22 protein-coding genes are annotated in these 22,988 nt (G+C 65.2%); 14 read left to right on the top strand and 8 right to left on the bottom strand.

The features are described 5' to 3' along the window. Positions 1–213: 213 nt before the first annotated feature. Positions 214–1,443: an MFS transporter gene (locus QDT69_RS17560; protein ID WP_279707728.1), complete on the bottom strand. Its 1,230-nt coding sequence runs from the start codon at positions 1,441–1,443 to the stop codon at positions 214–216. 79 nt (positions 1,444–1,522) lie between these two features. On the opposite strand from QDT69_RS17560, the gene QDT69_RS17555 reads away from it, so the two are divergent. Continuing rightward, positions 1,523–2,515: an AraC family transcriptional regulator gene (locus tag QDT69_RS17555; protein WP_279707727.1), complete on the top strand. Its 993-nt coding sequence runs from the start codon at positions 1,523–1,525 to the stop codon at positions 2,513–2,515. Between the two features lie 161 nt (positions 2,516–2,676). Here the strand turns inward: QDT69_RS17555 and cysC are convergent, their stop codons facing one another. After that, complete coding sequence (gene cysC / locus QDT69_RS17550; RefSeq protein WP_279707726.1) at positions 2,677–4,596, bottom strand: adenylyl-sulfate kinase; 1,920 nt, start codon at positions 4,594–4,596, stop codon at positions 2,677–2,679. A gap of 49 nt (positions 4,597–4,645) precedes the next feature. Then, positions 4,646–5,440 carry a sulfate adenylyltransferase subunit CysD gene (cysD, locus tag QDT69_RS17545; RefSeq protein ID WP_050425832.1) on the bottom strand — a complete coding sequence of 265 codons (795 nt, stop codon included), beginning with the start codon at positions 5,438–5,440 and terminating at the stop codon, positions 4,646–4,648. Between the two features lie 244 nt (positions 5,441–5,684). Here cysD and cysG point away from each other — a divergent pair, with 244 nt between their 5' ends. From cysG to QDT69_RS17485, 12 genes are all read left to right on the top strand, one after another. Next, positions 5,685–7,136, top strand: coding sequence for a siroheme synthase CysG (cysG, locus tag QDT69_RS17540; protein ID WP_279707725.1), 1,452 nt, complete (start codon positions 5,685–5,687; stop codon positions 7,134–7,136). Beyond that, positions 7,133–7,450 (top strand): DUF2849 domain-containing protein, encoded by a 318-nt coding sequence (locus QDT69_RS17535; RefSeq protein WP_074131355.1) that lies wholly within the window; start codon positions 7,133–7,135, stop codon positions 7,448–7,450. Before cysG ends, QDT69_RS17535 begins: the two co-directional genes overlap by 4 nt. Before the next feature lie 39 nt (positions 7,451–7,489). Further along, the gene (locus QDT69_RS17530) at positions 7,490–9,145 is read left to right on the top strand and encodes a nitrite/sulfite reductase (protein ID WP_050425814.1); all 1,656 of its coding nucleotides are present in this window, start codon (positions 7,490–7,492) and stop codon (positions 9,143–9,145) included. Next, positions 9,132–9,647, top strand: coding sequence for a DUF934 domain-containing protein (locus tag QDT69_RS17525; protein ID WP_279707724.1), 516 nt, complete (start codon positions 9,132–9,134; stop codon positions 9,645–9,647). Before QDT69_RS17530 ends, QDT69_RS17525 begins: the two co-directional genes overlap by 14 nt. Further along, positions 9,644–10,372 carry a phosphoadenylyl-sulfate reductase gene (locus tag QDT69_RS17520; RefSeq protein WP_279707723.1) on the top strand — a complete coding sequence of 243 codons (729 nt, stop codon included), beginning with the start codon at positions 9,644–9,646 and terminating at the stop codon, positions 10,370–10,372. The genes QDT69_RS17525 and QDT69_RS17520 overlap by 4 nt, the downstream gene beginning before the upstream one ends. A 196-nt stretch (positions 10,373–10,568) precedes the next feature. Further along, on the top strand, positions 10,569–11,558 hold the full coding sequence (locus QDT69_RS17515; RefSeq protein WP_279707722.1) for a sulfate ABC transporter substrate-binding protein: 990 nt from the start codon (positions 10,569–10,571) through the stop codon (positions 11,556–11,558). Between the two features lie 32 nt (positions 11,559–11,590). Beyond that, positions 11,591–12,427 (top strand): sulfate ABC transporter permease subunit CysT, encoded by an 837-nt coding sequence (gene cysT / locus QDT69_RS17510; protein ID WP_279707721.1) that lies wholly within the window; start codon positions 11,591–11,593, stop codon positions 12,425–12,427. 8 nt (positions 12,428–12,435) lie between these two features. Further along, complete coding sequence (gene cysW, locus QDT69_RS17505; RefSeq protein ID WP_279707720.1) at positions 12,436–13,398, top strand: sulfate ABC transporter permease subunit CysW; 963 nt, start codon at positions 12,436–12,438, stop codon at positions 13,396–13,398. After that, a complete protein-coding gene (locus tag QDT69_RS17500) occupies positions 13,388–14,437 on the top strand; it encodes a sulfate ABC transporter ATP-binding protein (protein ID WP_279707719.1) in 1,050 nt (349 codons plus the stop codon). Before cysW ends, QDT69_RS17500 begins: the two co-directional genes overlap by 11 nt. Before the next feature lie 232 nt (positions 14,438–14,669). Continuing rightward, positions 14,670–15,167 (top strand): CAP domain-containing protein, encoded by a 498-nt coding sequence (locus QDT69_RS17495; RefSeq protein WP_074131350.1) that lies wholly within the window; start codon positions 14,670–14,672, stop codon positions 15,165–15,167. A 204-nt stretch (positions 15,168–15,371) separates the two neighbouring features. Then, positions 15,372–16,556, top strand: coding sequence for a DUF3734 domain-containing protein (locus tag QDT69_RS17490; RefSeq protein WP_279707718.1), 1,185 nt, complete (start codon positions 15,372–15,374; stop codon positions 16,554–16,556). A 12-nt stretch (positions 16,557–16,568) separates the two neighbouring features. Continuing rightward, positions 16,569–17,357: a 3-hydroxybutyrate dehydrogenase gene (locus QDT69_RS17485; protein ID WP_279707717.1), complete on the top strand. Its 789-nt coding sequence runs from the start codon at positions 16,569–16,571 to the stop codon at positions 17,355–17,357. 94 nt (positions 17,358–17,451) lie between these two features. On the opposite strand, the gene QDT69_RS17480 is transcribed toward QDT69_RS17485, so the two are convergent. From QDT69_RS17480 to QDT69_RS17470, 3 genes are all read right to left on the bottom strand, one after another. After that, positions 17,452–17,736 carry a hypothetical protein gene (locus tag QDT69_RS17480; RefSeq protein ID WP_279707716.1) on the bottom strand — a complete coding sequence of 95 codons (285 nt, stop codon included), beginning with the start codon at positions 17,734–17,736 and terminating at the stop codon, positions 17,452–17,454. Between the two features lie 32 nt (positions 17,737–17,768). After that, complete coding sequence (locus tag QDT69_RS17475; protein WP_279707900.1) at positions 17,769–19,175, bottom strand: oligosaccharide flippase family protein; 1,407 nt, start codon at positions 19,173–19,175, stop codon at positions 17,769–17,771. Between the two features lie 232 nt (positions 19,176–19,407). Further along, positions 19,408–20,244, bottom strand: a complete 837-nt coding sequence (locus QDT69_RS17470) for a protein-disulfide reductase DsbD domain-containing protein (protein WP_279707715.1) — start codon at positions 20,242–20,244, stop codon at positions 19,408–19,410. A 136-nt stretch (positions 20,245–20,380) separates the two neighbouring features. Here QDT69_RS17470 and QDT69_RS17465 point away from each other — a divergent pair, with 136 nt between their 5' ends. Next, a complete protein-coding gene (locus QDT69_RS17465; protein WP_279707714.1) occupies positions 20,381–21,040 on the top strand; it encodes a YqgE/AlgH family protein in 660 nt (219 codons plus the stop codon). A 171-nt stretch (positions 21,041–21,211) separates the two neighbouring features. Here the strand turns inward: QDT69_RS17465 and QDT69_RS17460 are convergent, their stop codons facing one another. Both QDT69_RS17460 and QDT69_RS17455 read right to left on the bottom strand, forming a co-directional pair. After that, positions 21,212–22,099 carry a TauD/TfdA family dioxygenase gene (locus QDT69_RS17460; protein ID WP_279707713.1) on the bottom strand — a complete coding sequence of 296 codons (888 nt, stop codon included), beginning with the start codon at positions 22,097–22,099 and terminating at the stop codon, positions 21,212–21,214. 102 nt (positions 22,100–22,201) lie between these two features. Next, a complete protein-coding gene (locus QDT69_RS17455; RefSeq protein ID WP_279707712.1) occupies positions 22,202–22,981 on the bottom strand; it encodes an SDR family NAD(P)-dependent oxidoreductase in 780 nt (259 codons plus the stop codon). Positions 22,982–22,988 lie beyond the last annotated feature (7 nt).

Genomic DNA, 22,988 nt, shown 5'->3' with positions numbered 1-22,988 from the left:
AAGGGCCGCGTTCACGGCCCTTTTAGCCCTAAAGCTACGCCTCTGAGAAGGCCCCCTGCTGCCACGCCCTCTGGTGTCATGCCCCGCTTCAAGCGGGGCATCCAGTACGCCGCGGCCCATCGGCTCAACAATTGCTGTCTCTGGAATACCGGATCGCCCGGTCGAGCCGGGCGATGACAGGCGAGCAAGGTCAAATGTTCGCCGCAAGGTCGGTCAGGGCGCCCTGGTCCGCACCTTGGCGGCGATCAGCAATGCAGCAAGCACCAGGGGAATTGCGCCGGCCACGAACACGGCCGCCGCGCCCATCATGTCGAGCACCAGCCCGCCGCCCGCCGCGCCCATGGTGATGCCGAGGAAGATCGAGGCCACCGTGAGCCCGGTGCCGCTTTCGGTCTCATCGGGCACCATGCGGGTGATCCAGGTCGTCGTCGCCACCGGCACGCCGCTGAAGGCAAATCCCCAGAGTGCGACCAGCGCCAGCGCGGGAACGAGGTCCTTGCCATAGACCGAGAGCAACAGACCGAGCACGCCGATCGCCAGCGGCATCGCGATCAGCGTGAGCTTGAGCTTGCGCTCGGCCATCAGCCCGCTGACGAAGGAGCCGACATAGTTGGCGACGCCGAAAGCCAGCAAGGTCGCTGCGACGCCGGCAGCGCCAAGCCCGGTCACGCTTTCAAGGAAGGGACGGATATAGCCGAAATAGCCGAAGTGTCCGGTGAAGACCAACGTTGCCGCCAATATGCCGGCACCGATACCCGGCCGTGTCAGGATGTCGATCAGGGTGTCGAGCCCGGCTACTCCTTTCGGGGCCAAACGCGGCAAGGCCAGCGCCTGGATGACGAACACCGCTGCGCCCAATGCAGTTGCCAGCAGGAACACGATGCGCCAGCTCGCCACCTCGCCGAGATAGCTGCCGAGCGGAACGGCGATGATCATCGCGGCGGGAATGCCGCTCATCACGATCGACAGGGCCCGCGCAACCAGCGAGGGCGGCACCAGCCGGATCGTCGTCGCTGCCGCCATCGCCCAAAAGCCGCCAATGGCGAGGCCGAGCACGATCCGCGCGGCGAGCAGGAACGTGATGTTCGGCGCCAGCGCCACCAGCAGGTTGGAGATGACAAGCAGAATCGAAAAGCTCAGCAGCACCGGCTTTCGATTGAAGCTGCGCGTCAGCCTCGGCGTGAACAACGCTCCGACCAGGCCGGCCAGCGAGGTCGCGGTCACGGCCTGACCGGCGAGGCCCGGACTGACACCGAGGTCCCTCGCCATCGGTGTCAACACGCCGGACGGCAGGAACTCCGCCGTCAGAAGTGCGGTCACGCCCAGCATCATTGCGACGACGGCGCCCCAGGCGGGCCTGTCACCGACCTCGAGAGCGACGGCGCCCGGCGTCAGCGCAACGGCATCGGCGTGTGCCAGAGCGGGGTCCAGTTCTTGATCCATCGACCGAAACTTCCATCTATGTTGCACTGCCGCAGACATAGGCTGGAGGTTTTGGACAATCTATGCCATAAACACCCGAATGTTTGATCATTCGTCCAGATCGTCCGCTGCCGATACGACCGATGCCGCCGTCGATCTGGTGAGCGAATTGCTGCTCGGCATGCGGCTCGAGGGCGTTCACTACCGTCGGGTCGAGACGCGGGCGCCGTTCGGTTTCCGCTTCGGCACGCCGTATGGACGCGCGCAATTCCACTTCGTCGCCCATGGCACGGCGCTGCTGCGCTACGCCGATGCGACGTTGCTTCGCCTTGGATGCGGTGACGCGATTTTCCTGCCGCGCGGCGGTGCGCATGATCTCGTCTCGGCCCCGGATGAGCCGAGTTGCGACGTCGAGCGTTTCGCGACCGAGACGCTCTGTGGCAATGTCGATGTGACGTCGGCGTGCCCTGAAGGATGCCCGCAGGACGATCAGGTTCTGGTCTTCAGCGCCTGCATGAATTTCGATCTTGGCGGCATGCGCCCGCTCATCGCCCTGATGCCGGAGGTGATGCGGGTCGACACGCTGCTTGCGCGCCAGCCGGAGATCGAGCCGATGCTGAAGGCGATGGAGCGGGAGACCTGCACGCCGCGGGCCGGTTCGGTCGGTGTGATGGCGCGGCTCGCCGATGTTCTTGCCGCGTCGATCGTGCGTGGCTGGGTCGAATGCGGCGGCGACAACGCCATCGGCTGGTTCGAAGCCTTGCGCGATCCGCGTCTCGGCCGCGCGATCGGCGCGCTGCATCGCGCGCCTGGCCGCAACTGGACTGTCGCCGAATTGGCGGCGGAGGCGGGTTGCTCGCGCTCGCTGTTCGCCGAGCGCTTCCAGTCAATGACCGGGCTATCGCCGGCGCGCTATCTTGCCGAACTGCGCATGCGCCTCGCGACACAATGGATCGAGCATGAGCGCCAGCCGATCGATGTGATTGCCCAGCGGCTTGGCTATGCGTCGCAGGCCGCCTTCAGCCGCGCGTTCAAGCGCATCACCGGGCAATCGCCGGGGATGGTGCGGCACAGCCGCCGCGCGGCGGAGTAGCTGCGCGCGAAGCGGTCACGTGACGACGCACCTCTCGTTTCACACACCGCCGTCATGCCCCGCTTCAAGCGGGGCATCCAGTGCGCCGCGGCTCATCGGCTCAGAAATTGCTGTCTCTGGAATACTCGATCGCCCGGTCGAGCCGGGCGATGACGGGTGAATCAGATATTCGCCGCGAGGTCGGTCAGCTCGTCGAACAGGATACCGGTGGTGGCCAGCATCCGCTCGATCTCGTCGGTGGCATCGCTGACCGAGCGGTTCGAGGTGTCGATGGTCAGCTCGTTGCCGCTCGGCGGCTGATAATCATTGCCGATGCCGGTGAAGCCCTGCAGCGCGCCGGAGCGCGCCTTGGCGTAATGGCCTTTGGGGTCGCGGGTCTCGCAGACTTCTGCAGGTGTTGCGACATAGATTTCGCGGAACGCGCTGTCGGCGATGCGCCGTGCCGCCGCGCGATCGGCGGACGACGGCGACACCGCCGCGACGATCGCGATATGGCCGTTGCGCGCCAGATGGGTCGCGACCTCGGCGAGGCGGCGGATGTTCTCGGTGCGATCCTGCGGCGAGAAGCCGAGGTCGCTGTTGAGCCCGGCGCGGAAGGTGTCGCCATCGAGCAGGATCGGCGAGCCGCCGTTGCTGAACAGGCGCCGCTCCAGCGCCCGCGCCAGCGTCGACTTGCCCGAGCCGGGTAGGCCGGTCAGCCAGATCACCGCGCCATTGTGGTGGTAACGCGCCGAGCGCTCGTCGGGCCGCAGCGCGGACTCCACCGGCACGATGTCGATCGGCACCGCGGGCCGGCCGGCGTCGACCGACAGCACGAGGCCGCCGCCGGCGATGCGGCCGTTGACCTCGATCACGAGGCGGCCGGTGCGCGGATTGTCGGTGTAGGGATCGGTCGCAACCGGCTGCGCCAGCGAGATGTCGATCTCGCCGACATGGTTGCGCGCGATCGCGCTGTTCTCTTCGTTGGACAGCGCGCCGGGATCGATGGCCTTTTCGATCGCGACCACGGTGGCGCGGCTTTCCTTGGTGCCGAGCCGGATCAGGATCTGCTCGCCCTTGGTCAGCGGCTTGTCGTGCAGCCAGAAGATCCGCGCACGGATGCGGCGGGTGTCGCGCGGGCTCGCCCCGCTGTTTCCGATGATGTCGCCGCGCTCGAGGAACAGCTCGCGGTCGAGCGTGATGCCGACCGAGCGCCCGGCGCCCTGCGGGCCGCCAACCGGCGTTACCGGCCAGCTCTCGACCGTCTTGATCTTCGCGATCTTGCCGGTCGGCATGATGACGATCTCGTCGCCGGACTTCAGGCTGCCGGACTCGACGCGACCCGCCACGATGCGGCGGTCGTCGAACTTGTAGATCGCCTGCACCGGCAGTCGCAGCGGCAGCTCCGCCAGCGGCTTTGCCGGCTCGAGCGCGTCGAGCGCCTCGACCACGGTCGGTCCCTTGTACCATTCGATCCGCGGCGTGTGCTCGGCGACGCCGTCGCCATCGCGCGCGGAGATCGGCACGACCGCGGTCGGCGTCACGCCGAGACCAATCAGGTGTGCCGAGATTTCCGCGCTGATCTCGTTGAATCGCGCCGCGCTGAAATCGACCCGGTCCATCTTGTTGACGACCACCGCGACCTGCTTCACGCCGAGCAGATGCAGCAGATAGCCGTGCCGCCGCGTCTGCGAGCGGACGCCTTCGAGCGCGTCGATGATCAACACCGCGCCGTCGGCCTGCGAGGCGCCGGTAATCATGTTGCGCAAAAACTCGGCGTGGCCGGGCGCGTCGATCAGCACGACGTCGCGCGAGCGGGTGCGGAAGCGGATCTGGGTGGTGTCGATGGTGATGCCCTGGTCGCGCTCGGTCTGCAGCGCGTCGAGAAGGAACGACCACTCGAACGGCATGCCGCGCCGTGCGCTGACCGCCTTCAGCATCTCGAGCTTGCCGTCCGGCAGGCTGCCGGTCTCATGCAGCAGCCGGCCCACCAGGGTGGACTTGCCGTGGTCGACATGGCCGACGATGACGATGCGCACCTGCGGCCGGGTGGTGCCGTTGGGCGTTGCCGAGATCGAGGCGGTGGGAAGGATCATGTTCATCGGAACGCTCGCACGAAGTGGAAAGCCAACTGATTGCTTCGGGGGGTGATCAGAGATAGCCGGCGACGCGAAGCCGCTCGAACGCATCCTCGGTCTCGTGGTCGAGCGCGCGGCCGGCGCGCTCCGGGATCTTGGTGGCGTCGAGCTCGGCGAGGATCTCGTCGATGTTGGAAGCGGTGGAGGCGACCGGGTTGGTGATGTCCTGATCCCCCAGCGAGCGGTAACGCTTGCCGTCCTTGGCGAGATAGAGCGGGATGATCGGAATGCCTTCGCGCTTGGTGTAGGCCCAGATGTCGGCCTCGGTCCAATGCAGGATCGGGTGGATGCGCAAATGCGCGCCTTGCGGCGGCGAGGCGTTGAAGTGATCCCAGAACTCCGGCGGCTGGTCGCGGACGTCCCATTCGCCCTCGAGGCCGCGCGGCGAGAACACGCGCTCCTTGGCGCGGGTCGCCTCTTCGTCGCGCCGGATGCCGGCGATCAATCCGTCAAAGCCGTATTTGTTGAGCGCCCATTTGAGCCCTTCCGTCTTGCGCGCAGCCGAGCGCGCCGCCGGCGGCAGAGTGGGGTCGACGGCGTCGATCGGCGGGCAGGGCTCGACACGCAGGTCGAGATCCCATTCCTTTCCGAAGCGGTCGCGGAACGCATACATCTCCGGAAACTTCTTGCCGGTGTCGACATGCAGCGCCGGGAACGGGACGCGGCCGAAGAACGCCTTGCGCGCCAGCCAGATCATCACGTTGGAATCTTTGCCGAGCGACCACAGCAGCGCGAGCTTCTTCAGCCGGGCGAACGCCTCGCGCAAAATGTAGATGCTCTGCGCCTCCAGTTCGTCGAGATGGTCCATCGACGGCGGCTGAGCGACCGGAATTCCCGGCACGGAAGATGCTTGTGCAAGGGCTGCGGACCGCGTTCCGGCAGCGACGGATTCGTTGTCGAGAAGATGCATCTCTTGGCCTTGGCCTGTGGAGTTGAAAATTCTAAAGTTGCGCTGCAATAGAGAAGAAATAATTTTCTCTTTGCTGGGCTTGATCGAGAGATAAATAGAAAATAATTTCAGTCAACCCCCAAATTGGGGAAGCGAGTGTCTGATGCGATATCTGCCAGTGTTTCTGGATCTGCAAAGCGGCAAGGTGCTGCTCGTTGGAGCGGGCGAGCTCGTGCGCGCCAAGTTGCGGCTGCTCGCAGCCGCCGGCGCCGCGGTTCGCTGGTACGCGACCGACGGTGATCATGAGCTCGCCGGTATCGCGGCGGAGGACGCCGCGCGCATCGAGCGTGCCGAGGGCGATCCGCTGGCCGCCGACCTTTCAGACGTCATCGCCGTGCTCTGCGCCGGCGCGGGCGAGGTCGGTGTCGCGATGTCGGTGCGCGCCAAGGCGATTGGCCTGCCGGTCAACGTGATGGATGACCTCGTGCACTCCACCTTCATCATGCCTGCGATCGTCGATCGCGGCGATGTCGTGGTCGCGGTCGGCACCGGCGGCACGTCGCCGGTGGTGGCGCGCCGCATCCGCGAGAAGATCGAGGCGGTGCTGCCGGCCCGGATCGGTGATCTCGCCGGCTTCATCGGCCATTTCCGCAAGGCGATGCATGCCCGCATCGACGAGTTTCCGCTGCGCCGCCGCTTCTGGGAACGCATCATCGACGGACCGATCGGCGCGCTGGTACTGGCCGGCCGCACGGACGAAGCCGGGCAGGCGCTGAACGCGATCACCGATCCCGCCGCATTCGCCGGCGCTGATACGCAAGGCAAGGCTGTTGGTCATGTGACGCTGGTCGGCGCCGGTCCCGGCGATCCGGATCTGCTCACGGTAAAAGCGCTGCGCGCGCTGCAGGATGCCGATGTCGTGTTCTATGACGAATTGGTGTCACCTGAAATTCTCGACCGTATCCGGCGCGATGCGACGCGGATTCCGGTCGGCCGCCGCGTCGGCAAGCCCGGCATCGGCCAGGATGCCACCAACCACCTGATGATCGAGGCGGCGCAGTCGGGCCAGCGCGCGGTGCGGCTGAAGGGCGGCGATCCCTTCATCTTCGGCCGCGGCGGCGAGGAAGTCGAAGCGCTGCGCGACGCCGGCGTCGCGTACTCCATTATTCCTGGCGTCTCCGCCGGTCTCGGCGCGGCTGCGCAATTCGAGGTGCCGCTGACCTTCCGGCATGAGGCGCTGCGCATCACCTTCCTCACCGCGCACAAGGCGCGCGATGCCGAGGTCGTCGACTGGTCGGTGCTGACCGACACCAAGATGACCGTCGTCGTCTACATGGGCATGACCGCGGCGCCCGCGATCCATGAAGGCATGCTCGCCGCGGGCCGCTCGCCGGAAACACCGGTCGGCGTGTTCGCGCGCGTGACGCGGCCGGACGCCAAGGCCGCGGTCGGCACGCTGGCGCGGCTGCCCGAGCTGGTCAAACAGGTCGACGGCGGTCCCGCTGTTCTCATCATCGGCGACGTGGTCGCGCATTCCGCGCCGTGGAGCCGATCCAACGTCACCCAACTGTTCTCCAACCAGATGTTCTCCGAACTGCTGAAAGCTGCCGAATGACCTCTCCGCTTGAACAGAAGAAAATCAGGATCACGGGCCCCTCGATGGTCACCGCCAACCGGACCTGGGACGGTGCCGTAGTGTACCGAACGGCCAAGCAAGGCTGGTCCACCGAACTCTCCGACTCCGCGATCGTGACCACGTCCGACGAGGCCCGCGCGCTGCTGGCCGAAGCCACCGCCGACGACGTCGGCGCGGTCGGCCCCTATATCGCGCCGGTCGAACTCAAGGATGGCGGCAAGGTCAAGCCGGGCAATCTCCGCGAACATATCCGCGCCAAGGGCGTCACCATCGATCTCCAGGTTCCCGCGTAAGGCGCGCCGGCGCAAAACGCGTTGTAAGGCTCATCGAACATGTATGCTTATGACGAACTCGACCGCACGCTGATCAACGAGCGTGTTTCGGAATTCCGCGACCAGGTGAAGCGCCGCCTCTCCGGCGAGCTCACCGAGGACGAATTCAAGATCCTGCGCCTGCAGAACGGCGTGTATCTGCAGCTGCACGCCTACATGTTCCGGGTCGCGATTCCCTACGGCACGCTGTCGTCGAAGCAGCTGCGTCGGCTCGCCCATGTCGCGCGCCGCTACGACCGCGGGTATGGCCACTTCACCACGCGGCAGAACATCCAGTTCAACTGGATCAAGCTCGCCGAGCTGCCGGACGCGCTGTCCGATCTCGCCGAGGTCGGCATCCATGCGATGCAGACGTCAGGCAACAACATGCGCAACGTCACCTCGGACCAGTGGGCCGGCGTTGCGCCCGGCGAGATCGAGGATCCGCGCATCTGGTCGGAACTGATCCGCCAGCACACCACGCTGCATCCGGAATTCTCGTTCCTGCCGCGCAAGTTCAAGATCGCGATCACCGCGGCCGAGCACGACCGCGCCGCGATCAAGATCCACGACATCGGGCTGCGCCTGCACAAGAACGCCGACGGCGAGACCGGCTTCGAGGTGCTGGTCGGCGGCGGCCTCGGCCGCACCCCGTTCATCGCCAAGACCATCAAGCCGTTCGTGCCCGGCCGCGATATCCTGAGCTACATCGAGGCGATCCTGCGCGTCTACAACCAGTACGGCCGCCGCGACAACATCTACAAGGCGCGCATCAAGATCCTGGTGCATGAGCTCGGCATCGAGAAGTTCGCCAAGGAGGTCGAGGAGGAGTGGAAGGCGATGGGCGATGTCGGGCTGACGCTCGATCACGCCGCCATCGAGGAGGTCCGCTCGCGCTTCTCCTATCCGGCTTACGAAAAGCTGCCGCATATGCCGGACGAGCTGAAGCAGGCCGCGCACGATCCGCTGTTCGAGCGCTGGCGCAAGAACTCGGTGTCGGCGCACAAGGTGCAGGGCTACTCGATCGTGACGCTGTCGCTGAAGCCGGTCGGTGGCCCGCCCGGCGACGCCACTGCCGAGCAGATGGATGCGGTCGCCGACCTCGCCGACAAATATTCGTTCGGCGAGATCCGCGTCGGCCATGAGCAGAATTTGGCGCTGCCGCACGTCGCCAAGCGCGACCTGCCGCTTCTGTTCAAGGCGCTCGATCGCCTCGGCCTCGCGACGCCGAACGTCAACCTGGTCACCGACATCATCGCCTGCCCGGGTCTGGATTACTGCTCGCTGGCCAATGCGCGCTCGATCCCGATCGCGCAGGAGCTGACGCGGCGCTTCGCCAACCACGACACCGCCGACCTGATCGGCCGGCTGCACATCAACATCTCCGGCTGCATCAATGCCTGCGGCCATCACCATGTCGGTCACATCGGCATTCTCGGCGTCGAGAAGAACGGTGAGGAATTCTACCAGATCACGATCGGCGGCCGCGCCGACGAGAACGCGCAATTGGGCACCTTGATCGGCCCGGCCGTTCCCTACGCGGAAGTCGCCGATGTGATCGAAGACATTGTCGAAGCTTATCTCGCGCTGCGCGACCGTCCCGAGGAATTGTTCGTCGATACGGTGAAGCGTCTGGGCGTCGAGCCGATCAGGGAGCGCGTCTATGCCACTCGTTAAGCAGGGAAGACTAACGACCGATTTGTTCGTGCATGTCGCCGACGGCGTCGAGTTGCCGGGTGATGGCGCGGTGCTGGTGACAGCCGAGCGTTTTCTCGCCGATCCAGAGGCGCTGCTGCGCCGCGCCGGCAAGGTCGGCGTGATCTGGCCGAACAACCGCAACCTCGACGAACTGGTGCCGTATCTCGATCGTCTGGCGTCGGTCGCGCTGGTGTTTCCGACCTTCCGCGACGGCCGCGCCTACAGCCAGGCGCGTCTGCTGCGCGAGCGCTACGGCTATGACGGCGAGCTGCGCGCCACCGGGCAGATCCTGCGCGACCAGTTCGTGTTCATGACCCGCGCCGGATTCGACGCCTTCGAGGTGAAGAAGGATGCCGACGCCGATGCGTTCGCGCAGACCATGAAGCGCTATTCGGTGTTCTACCAGCCGACCGGTGACGGCCGCGTCACCGCGCTCAACCGCCGCATGCAGCTGCGTCATTCGGAGAGCGCCGGCCAGTGAGCACCCACGTACGACAGCTCCCGCCGGCGCCGGTCGCATTGCCCGCGGCCGATGAGCTCGACCGTGCGCTGCGCACCGCATCGCCCGCCGAGGTGATCGCGGCCGCGTTGCAGACGGTCGGCCGCGAGAAATTGGCGCTGGTGTCGTCGTTCGGCACCGAGTCCGCCGCGCTGCTCAAGGTGATGGCGGATGTCGATCCGTCGATTCCGGTGGTGTTCCTCGACACCGGCTGGCTGTTCGAGGAGACGCTGGCTTATCGCGACACGCTGATCAAGACGCTTGGCCTCACTGACGTGCGCTCGATCAAGCCTGACGAAGACGCGCTGTCGCGCCAGGATCCGGACCGCGAGCTGTGGTTCACCGATCCCGACGCCTGCTGCCGCATCCGCAAGGTGGAGCCGCTGGCGCGCGCGCTGAAGCCGTTCGCCGGCTGGATCAACGGCCGCAAGCGGTTCCAGGGCGGCGCCCGCACTGAAATCCCTGTCGTCGAGGACGACGGCGCCAGGCTGAAATTCAATCCGTTCGCCCATGTCTCGCGCGAGGAGATCGAAGCGATCTACGCGCTGGGCAAGCTGCCGCCGCATCCACTTGTCGCATCGGGATATCAGTCGGTCGGGTGTATGCCTTGCTCGAGCCGGACCGCAACCGGCGAGGATGCACGCGACGGCCGCTGGCGTGGCCGTGCGAAGACCGAATGCGGCATCCACACGATGAAGATGTCGTAGGGCACCGCGCCAGATTGCGATGACGTTTCATTGCGCTTTGGCGACGTGACAAAGCCTTCGCAGCGCGGCGGCTTCGTAGCACAAGCGCGCTGCGCCGCTGAAAACAAAGAAAACCGGTTTCGTTGACTTCAGGCCACGTCACCGTGAGTTATGTCTGACGTGTTCCCTGACATTCTCAGGTTGAATGGAGACCGAAATGATCCGTCGTGTGCTGCCGCTGGTTGCGGGGTTGTTGTGGGCGAGCTCGGCCTTCGCGGCCGACTATTCGCTGCTCAACGTGTCCTACGATCCGACGCGCGAGCTCTATGTCGACTTCAACAAGGCGTTCGCCGCGGCCTATCAGAAGGACACCGGCAAGAGCGTCGAGATCAAGCAGTCGCATGGCGGCTCGGGCTCGCAGGCGCGTTCGGTGATCGACGGATTGCAGGCCGATGTCGTTACGCTGGCGCTCGCCTATGACATCGACGCGATCGCCGGCAAGGGCCTCATCGCCGCTGACTGGCAGAAGCGCCTTGCGCTCAATGCCTCGCCCTATACCTCGACGATCGTGTTCCTGGTGCGCAAGGGCAATCCCAAGGGCATCAAGGATTGGGACGATCTGATCAAGCCCGGCGTTGCCGTCATCACGCCGAACCCGAAGACCTCGGGCGGTGCGCGCTGGAACTATCTCGCCGCCTGGGGCTATGCGCAGAAGAAGTTCGGCTCCGCCGACAAGGCGAAGAAGTTCGTCGCCGACCTCTACCAGAACGTGCCGGTGCTCGACACCGGCGCGCGCGGCTCGACGGTGACGTTCGTCGAGCGCGGTGTCGGCGATGTGCTGCTGGCCTGGGAGAATGAAGCCTTCCTGGCGCTGCGCGAATTCGGCGCGGACAAGTTCGAGATCGTCGCGCCGCCGCAGTCGATCCTCGCCGAGCCGCCGGTCGCGGTTGTCGACACCGTCGCCGACAAGAAGGGCACCCGCGCCGTCGCCGAAGCCTATCTGAAGTACTGGTACACTAGGGAAGGCCAGGAGATCGCCGCGCGCAACTCTTACCGCCCGCGCGATCCCGAGATCGCCAAGGAGTACGAAAAATCCTTCGCCAAGGTTGAACTTTTCACCATCGATGACGTTTTCGGTGGTTGGACCAAGGCGCAGAAGGAGCACTTCGCCGAGGGCGGCATCTTCGATCAGATCTACAAGAACTGATCAGAGAGCAGCCCGGTCGAGCAGGGGGATATGTGAGCACAGCGGTCGCACGGCGCAGTACCCTTCCGGGGTTCGGTCTCACCATGGGACTGACCCTGACATGGCTCTCCGTCATCATCCTGATTCCGCTGGGCGCGCTGTTCCTCAAGACGTTCGAGCTCAGCCTCGATCAGTTCTGGGGCATCGTTACCAGCCGCCGCACGCTGAACGCGCTGAAGATTTCGTTCGGGCTGTCGTTTGCGGCCGCCTGCGTCAATCTGGTGATGGGCACGATCATCGTCTGGGCGCTGGTGCGCTATCGGTTTCCCGGCCGGCGGCTGTTCGATGCCGTCGTCGACATCCCCTTTGCCTTGCCGACCGCGGTCGCCGGCGTCGCGCTGACCCAGCTGTTCGCGCAGAAGGGCTGGCTCGGCGCGCCGCTTGCCGAGCTCGGTATCAAGGTCGCCTTCACGCCGATCGGAATCTTCATCGCGATGATCTTCATCGGCATCCCCTTCGTGGTGCGCACGGTGCAGCCGGTGCTGATCGACCTCGATCCCGAGATCGAGGAAGCGGCGGCGAGCCTTGGCGCCAACCGCTGGCACACCGTGTTCCGCGTCATCCTGCCGAGTTTGATTCCGGCGCTGCTCACCGGCTTTGCGCTGGCCTTTGCCCGCGCCATCGGTGAATACGGCTCGGTGATCTTCATCGCCGGCAACCTGCCCAACGTCTCCGAGATCGCGCCGCTCCTGATCGTGATCCGCCTGTCAGAATTCCGCTATGCCGATGCCACCGCGATCGCGGTCGTGATGCTGGTGGCCTCATTCCTGATCATCCTGCTGATCAACCGGCTGCAGCGCTGGGCGCAGGCCCGCATTCCCGTGCATTGAGGTCCGAGATGTCGATGCAGACGGGATTGGCGACCTCGACCACGCGGCTGCGGAGCTACGCGCCCGCGACCGATGTCAGCGTGGCAGCGCCGGCGCCGCGGCTCGAGATCGCGCGCGCAACGCCGGTCACGGCCCACCGTAACCCGCGCACCGAGCCGGGCCCGGTCCGCTTCATCATCATCGCGCTGGCGATCACCTTCCTCAGCGTCTTCGTCGTGCTGCCGCTCGTCGTGGTGTTCGCCTCGGCGTTCTCGAAAGGCGTCGTCGCCTATTTCGCGGCGCTGGCGGAGCCCGAGGCGCTCGCCGCGATCAAGCTGACGCTCTTGATCGCCGCGATCTCGGTCACGCTCAACCTGGTGTTCGGCGTGGTCGCGGCCTGGGCGATCTCGAAATTCGAATTCGCCGGCAAGACCTTCCTGATCACGCTGATCGACCTGCCGTTCTCGGTCTCGCCTGTGATCTCGGGCCTGGTCTACGTGCTGCTGTTCGGCGCGCAGGGCTATTTCGGGCCGTGGCTGCAGGCGCACGACGTCCACATCCTGTTCGCGGTGCCGGGCATCGCGCTGGCGACGATCTTCGTCACCTTCCCGTTCGTGGCGCGTGCGCTGATCCCCTTGATGCAGGAGCAGGGCACCCAGGAGGAGGAGGCGGCGATCTCGCTCGGCGCCTCAGGCCTGCAGACCTTCTTCCGCGTCACGCTGCCGAACATCAAATGGGGCCTGCTCTACGGCGTCCTGCTCTGCAATGCGCGCGCGATGGGCGAGTTCGGCGCGGTGTCGGTGGTGTCAGGCCATATCCGCGGCGAGACCAACACGATGCCGCTGCTGGTCGAGATTCTCTACAACGAATACCAGTTCGTCGCGTCGTTCGCGATCGCATCGCTGCTCGCGATGCTGGCGCTGATCACGCTGGTGGCGAAAACCATTCTCGAGCAGCGGCTCGACGAGGCAGAGGTGCCCGATGGCGATTGAAGTCAAGAATATCGTAAAGCGGTTCGGCAGCTTTGCCGCGCTCGACAATGTCGATCTCAAGGTCGCCGACGGCGAGCTGCTGGCGCTGCTTGGGCCCTCCGGCTCCGGCAAGACGACGCTGCTGCGGATCATCGCAGGCCTGGACTGGCCTGATTCAGGCGAGGTCGCGATCGACGGCGAGAACGCGCTTTCGCGCGGCGCCAGCGAGCGCCAGGTCGGCTTCGTGTTCCAGCACTATGCGCTGTTCCGCCACATGACGGTGTTCGAGAACGTCGCGTTCGGCCTGCGCGTGCAGCCGCGTGCGATCCGCAAGGACGAGGCGACGATCCGTGCCCGCGTCAAGAATTTGCTCGATCTGGTGCAGCTCGATTGGCTCGCCAACCGCTATCCCAGCCAGCTCTCCGGCGGCCAGCGGCAGCGCATCGCGCTGGCGCGCGCGCTCGCGATCGAGCCGCGCATCCTGCTGCTCGACGAGCCGTTCGGCGCGCTCGATGCCAAGGTGCGCAAGGAGCTGCGGCAATGGCTGCGCTCGCTGCACAATGAGATCCACGTCACCTCGATCTTCGTCACCCACGACCAGGAGGAGGCGCTCGAAGTCGCCAACCGCGTCGTGGTGATGGACAAGGGCAAGATCGAGCAGATCGGTTCGCCCGGCGACGTCTACGACAATCCGGCGACCGCCTTCGTGCACGGCTTCATCGGCGAATCCATCGTGCTGCCGGTCGATGTGGCCGGCGATGCGGTGCGGCTGGACGGCCGGCCGCTGAACATCCCGGCGCTGGGCGCGGCATCCGGCGCGGCAAAGCTGTTCGTGCGCCGTCACGACATGGCGGTCGGGCCGGCGGGAACCGGTGCGCTGGAAGGCGCCATCCGCCATGTCCGTTCGTTCGGTCCGATCCAGCGCGCCGAGGTGGCCCTGTCGGGCAGCGAAGGCAAGACCGTGATCGAGATCGACGCCCCCCGCGACCGCGAGCTGCAGGCCGGCGAAATCGTCTCGCTGCAACCGCGCCGCTACCGGATCTTCGCCGCGCAGGAGTAGCCCTGTAGCCCGGATGAAGCCAACGGGTCGCGCGAACGCGCGCCCGATGACAGGCTCCGCGAAATCCGGGACTTCGTGCTGCGGATCGACCGGCCCCGGATTACGCCCTGCTCCATCCGGGCTACGGTCTCCGGAGATCGATGGCTATTGCTGGCCAAAAGTTAGCCCCTGTTCACCATTCAGCCACGGTTGGTATGCAACAACGACCGGCCAACCTTGGGGGTTTTTACCTGTGAAACGGACGACGGTCGCCCTGTTCGGGCTGCTGGTGCTTGCCGGCTGCGGCACGGACACCAAAATCCCGGAAGAACCGGCGATGTATCTCAACATGGCGCAGCCCGGTGCCGTGCTGGACAGCCAGGCCGCAGCGATCATGTTTTCGCAGTACCGCCAGAATAATGGCCTCGGCATCGTGGTGGTCGACCCGGACCTGACCAGGCTCGCCGAGCAGCAGTCGCAGGCGATGGCCGCCCGCAACAAGATGGACCATGACGTGAAGGCCCCGCTCGGCAAGCGGCTCGAGGCCGGCGGCTACCCGGCAACCGTGGCGGTCGAGAACATCTCGGCGGGCTATCACACGCTCGCGGAAGCCTTCTCGGGCTGGCGCGATTCACCGCCGCACAAGGCCAACATGCTCAAAAGCGGTGTCACAAAAATGGGCATCGCGGCTGTCTATGCTCCGAATACCAAATACAAGGTGTTCTGGACGCTCATTCTGGCGGCAACCTGATTTCGATAAATTCCGCGTGATCTGCCTCCTAAATCTCGCTGATTGACGCCGCGGCCAACAGCGGCCACCGTGCGGTCGAGGGCACGATCGGAAAAGCGGACGCCGCTTTTGGGAAAGACCGTGCTCGCGCAATGAGGTTGGATCGGGATGCGATCTTGTCCGATCGCATCGTGCTCAGTTTATTTTCGAACCGAACGGTTACGAATGGATACTTCGGATTCCGCGCCGGCCTCGACGCCCGCGCAAGCGCAGCGGGTGCTGGTTCTCCAGGGCGGCGGCGCGCTCGGCTCCTACCAGGCCGGCGCCTTTCAGGCGCTCTGTCACGCGGGCTTCGAGCCGGAATGGATCGCCGGCATCTCGATCGGCGCCATCAATGCCGCGATCATCGCCGGCAACGATCCGGACAAGCGCGTGCCGAAGCTGAAGGAATTCTGGGAGATGGTGTCGGCGCCGGTGCCGTGGAATCCGGTGTCGAAGCATGAGCGCGCCCGCTCGCTGTTCAACGAGACCTCTGCCGCGATCATCGCGACCTTCGGGGTGCCCGGCTTCTTCACGCCGCGGATCCCGCCGGCGCCGCTGTGGCCGCCCGGCAGCTCGCAATCGCTGAGCTATTACGACACCGCGCCGCTGAAGAAGACGCTGGAGCGTCTCGTCGACTTCGATCGCATCAACGATCTGAAGACGCGGCTCTCGGTCGGCGCGGTCGGCGTCACCTCGGGCAACTTCTGCTATTTCGACAATTACGAGTTCAAGAAGCGCGGCAAGAAGATCGGCCCCGAGCACATCATGGCCTCGGGCGCGCTGCCGCCGGGCTTTCCCGCGGTCGTGATCGAGGGCGAGCATTACTGGGACGGCGGCATCGCCTCCAACACCCCGCTCGACTTCGTGCTCGACGAGGAGACCAGCCGCGATCTCCTGATCTTCCAGGTCGACCTGTTCAGCGCGCGCGGGCCGTTGCCGGAGACGCTGCTGGAGGCCGCCGAGCGCGAGAAGGACATCCGCTATTCCAGCCGGACGCGGATGAACACCGACAAGAACAGGCAGATCCACAACGCCCGCATGGCGGTGCGCGACCTGATCGGCAAGCTGCCTGATTACCTGAAGAACGATCCGTCGGTCGAACTGCTGCGCAAGGCCTCCAAGGAGAACACCGTCACGGTGGTTCACCTGATCTACAAGAGCAAGAACTACGAGAGCTCCTCGAAGGACTACGACTTCTCCCATGTTGCGATGGTCGAGCACTGGAGCGCGGGCGTCCGCGACGTGCATTTGTCGATGCGTCACAAAGAATGGCTAGAACGGCCCCAGTCCGGGGAAACCATGGTGACTTACGATCTCACGGGGGACGAACCCAAGGCCCCTGAATCGAGCCCCCCGCAAGCAAAATAGGAGCGACCGATAATGGGTACGTTGACAGGCAAGACCGCCGTTGTGACCGGCTCGACCAGCGGCATCGGATTGGCTTACGCGCGCGCCTTCGCGAGCGCCGGCGCCAACATCGTTCTCAATGGCATGGGCGTTCCGGCCGACATCGAGAAGGAGCGTTCCGGCATCGAGACCGACTTCAAGGTCAAGGCGGTGCATTCGCCGGCCGACATGACCAAGCCGGCCGAGATCGCCGACATGATCGCGCTCGGTGAGAAGACCTTCGGTTCGGTCGATATCCTGGTCAACAATGCCGGCATCCAGTTCGTGTCGCCGATCGAGGAATTCCCGCCGGAGAAGTGGGAAGCGATCATCGCGATCAATCTGTCGTCGGCGTTCTACGGCATCCGCGCTGCGGTGCCCGGCATGAAGAAGCGCGGCTGGGGCCGCATCATCAACACCGCCTCGGCGCACTCGCTGGTCGCCTCGCCGTTCAAGTCGGCCTATGTCTCGGCCAAGCACGGCATCGCCGGCCTCACCAAGACGGCGGCGCTGGAGCTCGCGCAGTTCAAGATCACCTGCAACTGCATCAGCCCGGGCTATGTCTGGACGCCGCTGGTCGAGCACCAGATTCCGGAGACCATGAAGGCGCGCAACATGACCAAGGAGCAGGTCATCAAGGACGTGCTGCTCGCAGCCCAGCCGACCAAGGAGTTCGTGACCTCGGAGCAGGTCGCAGCGCTCGCGCTGTTCCTGTGCGGCGACGATGCCGCGCAGATCACCGGCGCCAACCTCTCGATCGACGGCGGCTGGACCGCGGAGTAATTCGCCTCCGCGAGTTGGCGGTTAAGAACAAGCCGGCCTTGACTGGATCAGGGCCGGCTTTTGTTTTTCTATGGGATGATCGGCAGGCTTGCCGTCAGGCGTCCGATCCACTCTCTTTCGCCGGCTTTTGTTTCGCGGCTACCAGGCGCTCCATGCTCGCCAGGATATCAACCTCGTCCGCACTGGAGCTCGCGTCGGGGGTGACTTCGATGGAAGTAATCGCGGCTTCGTTGATCTGCAGCTCAACTTCGGAAGCGACGTGCTGGTGGCCCCGCAATGCGTTTTCGATCGCGCTCGCCGTCGATAGCAATTCGTCCTGCGCCGGCTTCGGCCAGGATAGGATGCGATCAAACAGGTCTTTCAGCTCGGTGGCGCTCATGGCGGCAATTATATACAGCGTCCGGCAGAAAGCTATGCCGTCGCCCGCCGCTTCCCGAATGCCAGCACGTGCAGGCCGAGCCGCGAGCGCACGACGTAGAACAACAGGATCGTCTCGAAGATCAGCGACAGCGAGGTCGAGGCCGCCGCACCCATGCCGCCGTAGCGCGGCACCAGCGTCATGCAGAGCCCGACATTCATCAGGAACGACACCGCGTAGGCGGTGGCGCAGATGCTCTGGTGGCCGAGCATGTTCAACAGCCGCTCCACCGGCCCGATCGCCGAGCGCACCACGAGGCCGATCGCGGCGACGAACATGATGCTGTAGCCGTCGACGAATTTCGGGCCGAACAGCCACAGCAGCGGCTTGCCGAAGGCGAGCAGCGCGATGGTTGCGAGCAGCGAGGGCCAGAACGTCCAGCTGATCGCATGCGCGACATAGGCCGACAGCCGGTCCTTGTCGCCGAGCGCATTGTATTCGGCGAAGCGGTGCGCGGTCGTCGCCGCCATCGCGTAGTGCACGAACGACACCAGCGCCAGCGTCTTCACCACGGCGAAATAGATGCCGACCTCCTCGGAGGAGCGGAATTGCTGCAGCATCAGCACGTCGGTATAGCCGAGCAGGAGATAGAAGCTCTCGACCAGCATGATCGGCAGCGAGATCGCAAACCAGCCCCTGACGTCGTAGGTCTTCTCGCCTGGCCCCAGATGGGCTTTGAGGCGGCGGTTCAGCACGATCATCTGGCCGATCGCCGCGATGTAGACGGCGGCGGCGCTCGCGATCATCGCAGCGGTGGCGCCGAGATTGAGGCCAAGCGCCAGCGCGCCGGCGGTGAGCGCGATGATCAGTCCCTGCCGCACGATGAACTGCGGCATCAGGCCGAGCTGCATCCAGTCATGCGCGCGCGAGATGCCGTCCTGGGTGTTGGCGACGACGAAGGGCGGCAAGGTCAGGCAGCCGATATAGAGCGGCACCACCGCATTGGGATCGATCCAGGGCGAGGCGACATGGATCACGCCGGCGAGCAGCAGCGCCACCGCACTCGACGTGGCAAGCACCACCCAGCGGCCGCCGGAGAGGAAGCCGCGCAGCGCGGCGAGGTCGCCGCGCGCGCGATATTCCGGGATGATCTTCTGCGAGGACGGCGCGATGCCGAAATCCATCGTGCTGCCGAGCAGCAGCACCCAGGTCCAGACATAGACATAGATGCCGTAGTCCGAACCGCTCATCCAGCGCGCCAGCAGGATCTGCGCGAGATAGGCGATGGCGGCGCTGATGACGCGGATGATGAAGATCATGCCCGCGAGGCGCTTGGTGACCGACGCCTCCCTGGTGCCGCCGAGCAGGTCCGCAACAATCCCGCGCAGGCGTGCGACCGCGCCCAATGGCGCAGAGGTTGCGGCAGAGGATTCGGCAGAGGATCCGGATCGTGTCTCCATCACAGCCAAGGCGGAAAATTCCCAAAGCGCCGCAAGGCGGCAATGGCCCCCGATCTATCAACGAAACGTTAAGATTGGGTTGGGTGGCCGCTGTTCCCGTCGTCCTGGCGAAGGCCAGGACCCAACCACAAATGTCTGTTTGGGAGCACGCTGTGGCCCCAGCCTGCCTCGCACTGCGGCCGCGGAGTAAGGGTCCTGGCTTTCGCCAGGACGACGATTGGAGGGGCGGGCGTCAGTTCAAATTGATATTGAATTCGTAGCTCTTGTCGCCGCCGACCAGGGTCAGCTTCAGCGCGGCGCCGTCAGCCTTGGCGCCGGGCGGCAGGCCATCGAGCTCGAAGGTGAAGCGCTTCACGCCCGGCGGCGCGTGCTCGACGAGCTTGGGCACGGGGAGTGCCCAGTCCGGCGTCGGCCCCTCGACGAACAGGCAGAGGTCCTTACTCTCCGGCGCGGTGACATCGACCAGCACGTTGTTGCCGTCGCGCTTGACGTCGCGGATCGTGAACGGGGCAGGATCGCCGATATTGGCGGGCTTCGGCACTGCGTTGAGCGCTTCCGACAGCGCGGCGTCCTCGGTCGAGGCGACGCTCGCGAACGCAAGCTCGGCCTTCGCCTCCACCGGCACGCACAGCTTCTCGCACACCGCGTAGCTGATGTCGGCGCGCAGCACCAAGGGCTTGTCGGGGTTCTTCGCGACGATGCGCAGCGGCAGCACCACTTGGTGCTTGTAGCCGAGTGAGGTGCCGCCTGCGCCGTCGTCGAACCGGCGTGGCGCCGGCCACATCACCGTGACCGCGTCGACATTGTCCGACTTGGAGAAGTCGAACCGCGGCGGCACGCCGGAATCGCCCGGCGTCCTCCAGTAGGTTTTCCAGCCGTCCTGCAACTGGAAAGCGATGCCGCCGAGCAGCACTGCGCCGCTGCGCGATCCCGCCAGCAACCGCACCGCGGAATGAGTGTCCTGCTGCCACGGCGAGGCGTCGTCGGCGCGAACCTCCGCGGCTGCAGATGCGACGGAAATCAAGGCGGCAACGCCAAATGCGGCACGCATGGGAACTGTGACGATCATGAGACGTCTTTACCTGCAACTTTGGTTGCAAACCATTGAATTGCTTGTGATGCATCGCCGCACTGCGGCCGATGGTTGATTGACAGAACCGCCACCCAATATCAGGATGCCAAATCAGCAGGAAAGGCCTTTGCGGATGCGCCCTGAAGGCAAAACAGGCAAGACTCGCAAGACCGCCGCCGGCAGAAACCCGGCCGTCGGTCCCGATGCCGGCGATGATGGCTATCTCGATGGCCAGATGCTGATCGCGATGCCTGTGATGAACGACCCGCGCTTCGAGCGCTCCGTGATCTACATGTGCGCGCATTCATCCGAGGGCGCGATGGGCATCATCGTCAATCGCCCGGCCGGCAGCATCGATTTCCCGGGGCTGTTGGTGCAGCTCGACATCATCGAGAAGTCGGACCAGATCCAGCTGCCCGAGAATGCCGAGATGATGAAGGTGATGAAGGGCGGCCCGGTCGACACCGGCCGCGGCTTCGTGCTGCATTCCAGCGACTTCTACATTCAGGACGCGACGCTCAACATCGACGACGGCATCTCGCTGACCGCGACCGTCGATATCCTCAAGGCGATCGCCAAGGGCGCCGGGCCCAAGCACGCCATCCTCGCGCTCGGCTATGCCGGCTGGGCGCCGGGCCAGCTCGAGAACGAGATCCAGCACAATGGCTGGCTGCATTGCGACGCCGATCCGGAGCTGATCTTCGGCACCGACGTCGACGAGAAATACGCCCGCGCCCTGCGCAAGATCGGCATCGAGGCCGGCATGCTGTCGAACGACGCCGGGCACGCTTAACCTGCCGCCGCGGTAGAACGGCCTTCCCACATCACCGGTGTCGTCCCTGCGAAAGCAGGGACCCATAACCACAGGGCGTGGTTGGCCGCGCTGGGGCCACAGCATCGTGCAATCATGAGCAGTCGCGGTAATGGGTCCCGGCTTTCGCCGGGACGACAGCGGTCGGTTGGCTTACTCCGCCGCTTCCTGCGCCACCGTCGGCTGCGTTCCCGCCACCGTGGCGCGGCGCATGTCGCGGGGCTGCGACTGGTCGTAGCGGCGGACGCGGTGCACGGTCTGGCGGTTGTCCCACATCACGAGGTCATGCAGCGTCCATTTGTGGACATAGACGAACTCCGGTTGCGTCGCGTGCTCGGTGAGGTCGCGCAGCAGCACCCGCGCTTCCGGCATGCTCATGCCCCTGATGCCGCCGGCATGCGAGGACAGATACAGCGATTTGCGGCCGTGCACCGGATGGGTGCGCACCAGACGCTGCAGCACCGGCTTGAACATCTGCTTCTCTTCCTCGGTGTAATCGAGGAAGCCGAGCGAGCCGCGCGAATACATCAGCGAGTGCTCGCAGATCATGTCCTCGATCTCGGCCTTGGTCTCGTCGTCGAGCGCGTCATAGGCGGCGCGCATGTCGGCGAATTCGGTGTTGCCGCCCTTCGGGTTCACCACGCGCGCCGACAGCAGCGAGAATTTCGCCGGGATCGGCCGGAACGAGCTGTCGGAATGCCACAGGCAGTTGCCGAGATTGAACAGATGGGTGCGGTGATCCTTCGGCAGCGGCTTGCCGTCCTTGCCGAGGTTGCCGACATCGTTGAGCCCGGAGGAGAGGCGGTAGTCTTCCTTCTTGGTCACCGTGCCGCCGCGTGAGCTCTCGCGCTCGCCGAAGTTCAGCGCGAACGCCATCTGCTGCTCGTCGTTAATGTCTTGGCCGTGGAAGACGAGCACGGCGTATTTGTCCATGCCGGCTTCGATGTCGGTCGCTTCCTGCTTCGTCAGCGGCTTGCGCAGATCGACGCCGGAGACCTCGCCGACGAAATGCTTGTGAAGCTGCCGGATCAGGACCGTCATGGCGTAAATCTCCCCGTGCTTTGCGGGCGGTTGTCCCGCTTCCTTTGACGAGAAGGCTACTCCCGACGTGCGCGCTGTCAACGCTTCGCAGTGATGCGCGGGTCAGGCATTCCGCGCCATCAACCCGCCGTCGACAGGGATCACGGCGCCGGTCAGGAAGGATGCCGCGGGCAGGCACAGGCTGAGCGTCATGTGCGCGACCTCCTCCGGATTGCCGTAGCGCGCCAGCGCGGTGCGGCGCTTGGCGTAGATCGTCTTGTGCTCCTCGGAGATGCGATCGGTGATCGCTGTGCGGATCGGGCCCGGGCAGATGCAGTTGACGGTGATGCCTTCGCGCCCCAGTTCCACCGCGAGCGAGCGGGTCAGGCTGGTGACGCCGCCCTTGGCCGCGGAGTAGGGGCTATGCAGGCCTGTTGCACCCAGAGCTTCAGTTGAGGCGATGTTGACGATGCGCGGCGAGCGCGACTTGCGCAGGTATGGCAGCGCGGCGCGGATGATGCGCGGATGCGCCGTCAGCATCACGGCGATGCCCTTGGCCCAGGCGTCCTCATAACCGGGATCGTCGATCGGCACCCGCACCGAGATGCCGGCATTGTTGACGATGATGTCGAGCCCGCCGAAATGCGCGGCGACGTCGTTGACGACCCTGGTGATGGCGTCGCGATCGCTGACGTCGAGCGTCCAGGCCTTTGCCGAGCCGCCGCTCGCTGAAATCTCTTTCGCCACCGCTTGCGTGCCTTCTTCAGTGAGGTCGGTGACCGCGACATTGGCGCCTTCATCGGCGAACACGCGTGCGGTGGCGCGACCCATGCCGCTGGCGGCTCCCGTGACGAGAACGGTGAGGCCCTTCACCGAACGGCTGAGCTGTTTGAATTCGGACACGACGGAC

Origin of the sequence: Bradyrhizobium sp. CER78 (genome assembly GCF_029846235.1) — a bacterium.
Classification (GTDB): domain Bacteria; phylum Pseudomonadota; class Alphaproteobacteria; order Rhizobiales; family Xanthobacteraceae; genus Bradyrhizobium.
This window is presented reverse-complemented; position numbering and strand designations above follow the sequence as displayed.

Coding starts and splice junctions, on each gene's coding strand:
- QDT69_RS17525 (WP_279707724.1), top strand. CDS start 9,132: ATGCCACTCGTTAAGCAGGGAAGACTAACGACCGATTTGTTCGTGCAT.
- QDT69_RS17535 (WP_074131355.1), top strand. CDS start 7,133: ATGACCTCTCCGCTTGAACAGAAGAAAATCAGGATCACGGGCCCCTCG.
- QDT69_RS17500 (WP_279707719.1), top strand. CDS start 13,388: ATGGCGATTGAAGTCAAGAATATCGTAAAGCGGTTCGGCAGCTTTGCC.
- cysC (WP_279707726.1), bottom strand. CDS start 4,596: ATGAACATGATCCTTCCCACCGCCTCGATCTCGGCAACGCCCAACGGC.
- QDT69_RS17460 (WP_279707713.1), bottom strand. CDS start 22,099: ATGACGGTCCTGATCCGGCAGCTTCACAAGCATTTCGTCGGCGAGGTC.
- cysW (WP_279707720.1), top strand. CDS start 12,436: ATGTCGATGCAGACGGGATTGGCGACCTCGACCACGCGGCTGCGGAGC.
- QDT69_RS17475 (WP_279707900.1), bottom strand. CDS start 19,175: ATGGAGACACGATCCGGATCCTCTGCCGAATCCTCTGCCGCAACCTCT.
- QDT69_RS17560 (WP_279707728.1), bottom strand. CDS start 1,443: ATGGATCAAGAACTGGACCCCGCTCTGGCACACGCCGATGCCGTTGCG.
- QDT69_RS17515 (WP_279707722.1), top strand. CDS start 10,569: ATGATCCGTCGTGTGCTGCCGCTGGTTGCGGGGTTGTTGTGGGCGAGC.
- QDT69_RS17490 (WP_279707718.1), top strand. CDS start 15,372: ATGGATACTTCGGATTCCGCGCCGGCCTCGACGCCCGCGCAAGCGCAG.
- QDT69_RS17480 (WP_279707716.1), bottom strand. CDS start 17,736: ATGAGCGCCACCGAGCTGAAAGACCTGTTTGATCGCATCCTATCCTGG.
- QDT69_RS17555 (WP_279707727.1), top strand. CDS start 1,523: ATGTTTGATCATTCGTCCAGATCGTCCGCTGCCGATACGACCGATGCC.
- QDT69_RS17470 (WP_279707715.1), bottom strand. CDS start 20,244: ATGATCGTCACAGTTCCCATGCGTGCCGCATTTGGCGTTGCCGCCTTG.
- QDT69_RS17530 (WP_050425814.1), top strand. CDS start 7,490: ATGTATGCTTATGACGAACTCGACCGCACGCTGATCAACGAGCGTGTT.
- QDT69_RS17485 (WP_279707717.1), top strand. CDS start 16,569: ATGGGTACGTTGACAGGCAAGACCGCCGTTGTGACCGGCTCGACCAGC.
- cysD (WP_050425832.1), bottom strand. CDS start 5,440: ATGGACCATCTCGACGAACTGGAGGCGCAGAGCATCTACATTTTGCGC.
- cysG (WP_279707725.1), top strand. CDS start 5,685: ATGCGATATCTGCCAGTGTTTCTGGATCTGCAAAGCGGCAAGGTGCTG.
- QDT69_RS17465 (WP_279707714.1), top strand. CDS start 20,381: ATGCGCCCTGAAGGCAAAACAGGCAAGACTCGCAAGACCGCCGCCGGC.